Annotated in this window: 3 protein-coding genes; all 3 read left to right on the plus strand. The window is 73.6% G+C overall.

Going from position 1 to position 2,623, the window contains the following annotated elements:
• On the plus strand, window positions 1-1,943 hold a 1,943-nt coding region (locus PYV61_RS05705; protein ID WP_275829216.1), incomplete at its 5' end, for a gamma-glutamyltransferase.
• Window positions 1,944-1,947: 4 nt separating this feature from the next.
• Entirely contained in the window at window positions 1,948-2,235 is a 288-nt protein-coding gene (locus PYV61_RS05710) for a GNAT family N-acetyltransferase (protein WP_275829217.1), read from the plus strand.
• Window positions 2,236-2,355: 120 nt separating this feature from the next.
• Window positions 2,356-2,622: a DUF4342 domain-containing protein gene (locus PYV61_RS05715; RefSeq protein WP_275829219.1), complete on the plus strand. Its 267-nt coding sequence runs from the start codon at window positions 2,356-2,358 to the stop codon at window positions 2,620-2,622.
• Window position 2,623 lies beyond the last annotated feature (1 nt).

Raw genomic sequence — 2,623 nt, forward strand, 5'->3', positions numbered from 1 at the left:
CCCCGCTCGCCGCCCCCGTCCCGCTCCCGGCGCAGGCGGCCGCGCCCCGCGCCGGCGCCGCGCCGGCCGACTCGTGGCCCCTCCCGTCGCGCCGCACCAACAAGCCCCCGCTCCACGGGCGCCACTGGGTAGCCGTGACCGGCAAGCCGCTCGCCGCCACCGCCGGGGCGATGATGTTCCAGCGCGGCGGCAACGCCGTGGACGCCGCGGCGGCCATGCTCGCCGCGACCTGCACGATGTGGGACACGCTCGGCTGCGGCGGCGAGACGCAGGCGCTCATTTACGACCCGCGCGCGAAGAAGGTGATCGGCATCAACGCGCTCGGCGTCGCCCCGACCGGCGCGACCGCCGAGTACTACCGGAGCCGCGGCCACCGCTACCCGCCCGAGTACGGGCCGCTGGCGGCGGTGACCCCCGGCACCCCCGGCGGGCTGATGACGATGCTCGCCGAGTACGGCACGCTGTCGCTCGAGCAGGTGCTGGCGCCCGCGATCACGATGGCCGACGGCTACGCGATCGACGCGCAGACGGCGAACGCGATCGAGGCGAACAAGGCGGAGATCAAGAAGTGGAAGCACTCGCCGGCGGTGTTCCTCCCGCACCGCGCGGCGCCGCTCGCCGGCGGGCGCGAGGCGCCGGAGGCCGGCGAGATCTTCCGGCAGCCGGGGCTCGCCGCGACGTTCCGCAAGCTGGTCGAGGCGGAGCGCGCCGCGCGCCGCGCCGGCAGGGACCGCAAGGCCGCCATCTACGCCGCGTACGACCGGTTCTACACGGGCGACATCGCGCGCGACCTCGTGGCCGCGGTGCGCGAGGACGGCGGGCTGTTCACGCTGCGGGACCTCGCGACGTGGAAGGTGAAGATCGAGGAGCCGGTCTCCACGACATACAAGGGGATCGAGGTCTACAAGCTCCCGATCTGGCAGCAGGGGCCGGCGATGCTCCAGGCGCTGAACATCCTGGAGCAGGCGGACCTGAAGGCGATGGGGTACAACTCGCCGCGCTACATCCACGCGGTGTACCAGGCGATGAGCCTCGCCTTCGCGGACCGCGACTTCTACTACGGCGACCCGGCGTTCGACCCGGCGCCGCCGACGAAGGGGCTGCTGTCGAAGGACTACGCGCGGCAGCGCTACGCGCAGATCGACTGGACGCGGAACGACGCGACCATCAGGCCCGGCGACCCGTACCCGTTCCAGGGCGGCGCGAACCCGTACCGCGACCTGCTCGCGCGGTGGACGGTGCAGCCGGCGCCGGACACGACGATCCGCAGCGGGCAGCACGACCGGGTGGTGCCGGAGGAGGGCGTCGAGCGTGGCGCGTCGAGCGTCGAGGGGGATTCCGCGTACCGCGCCGCGTTCTACGCCGGCACCACCTCCATCGAGGCGGCCGACACGAGCGGGTGGGTGGTGTCGATCACGCCGAGCGGCGGGTGGGTGCCGGCGGTGGTGGCGGGGGCGACGGGGATCGGGCTGTCGCAGCGCGCGCAGAGCTTCGTCACCGCGAAGAAGGACGGGCCGTTCAACGTCATCCAGCCGGGGAAGCGGCCGCGCGTGACGCTGACGCCGACGCTCGCGCTCAAGGACGGCGCGCCGTTCCTCGCGTTCGCGGTGCAGGGGGGCGACTCGCAGGACCAGAACCTGCTCCAGTTCTTCCTGAACGTCGTCGAGTGGGGGATGACCCCGCAGCAGGCGGCCGAGGCCCCCAACGTCAACTCGTACCAGATGCGCAGCAGCTTCGGCGGGCACGAGTCGCGCCCCGGGCGGATCCTGCTCAACAGCGCGACCCCCGACCCGGTGCGGAAGGCGCTCGCCAACATGGGCTACACATTCGAGTTCGAGCCGCGCACGAACGGGCCGATCACCGCGATCTGGTTCGACCGGAAGCACCGCACCTTCTGGGGGGCGGCGGCGCACCACGGCGAGGACCACGGGATCGCGTGGTGACGCCGTGACGACGCCGACGGTGACGCACGACGCGGGCGCCCGCCGCTTCGTGGCCGAGACGGACGACGGGCCGGCGGTCCTGGCGTACGAGTCCGTGGGGCGGGACGTGCTCGACCTGCAGCACACGGTCGTCCCGCACGAGGAGCGCGGGCGGGGGGTGGGGGAGGCGCTGGTCCGGGCCGCGGTGGCGCACGCCCGCGCCGAGGGGGTGCGGCTGATCCCGACGTGCCCGTTCGTGGAGGCGTGGCGGCGGCGGCACCCCAAGGACGGGGACGTCTTCGTCGACGGCTAGCGGCCCTGCGACCTGCGACCTGCGACCCAGGAGCGGCCGTGAGGTCGCAGGTCGCAGGTGCTTGCAACCCGCCGCCCGCCCCGCCCGTAGGGATCACGCCCCTTCACCCGACCCCGCCCCATGCCGACCGTCGTCGAAGAGATCCAGGCCACCGGCAGCGAGCTGCTGCAGACGGTCAAGAACGTCATCCGCGCCGGCAACGTGCGGCGGATCGTCATCAAGAACGGCGACGGGCGCACCGTGCTCGACGTGCCGCTCACCGCGGGGATCGTGGGCGTGCTGCTGCTCCCGCTCTACGCGAGCATCGCCAGCATCGCCATGCTGGCCGCGCGCTGGACGGTCGTGGTCGAGCGCGAGGCCGGGCCGCCGGCGCCCATTCCGCACTGAC

Source organism: Roseisolibacter sp. H3M3-2, assembly GCF_029211165.1.
Lineage (GTDB): Bacteria > Gemmatimonadota > Gemmatimonadetes > Gemmatimonadales > Gemmatimonadaceae > Roseisolibacter.

Excerpts from the sequence above, each read along its gene's own strand:
- PYV61_RS05715 (WP_275829219.1), top strand. The coding sequence starts at position 2,356 with ATGCCGACCGTCGTCGAAGAGATCCAGGCCACCGGCAGCGAGCTGCTG.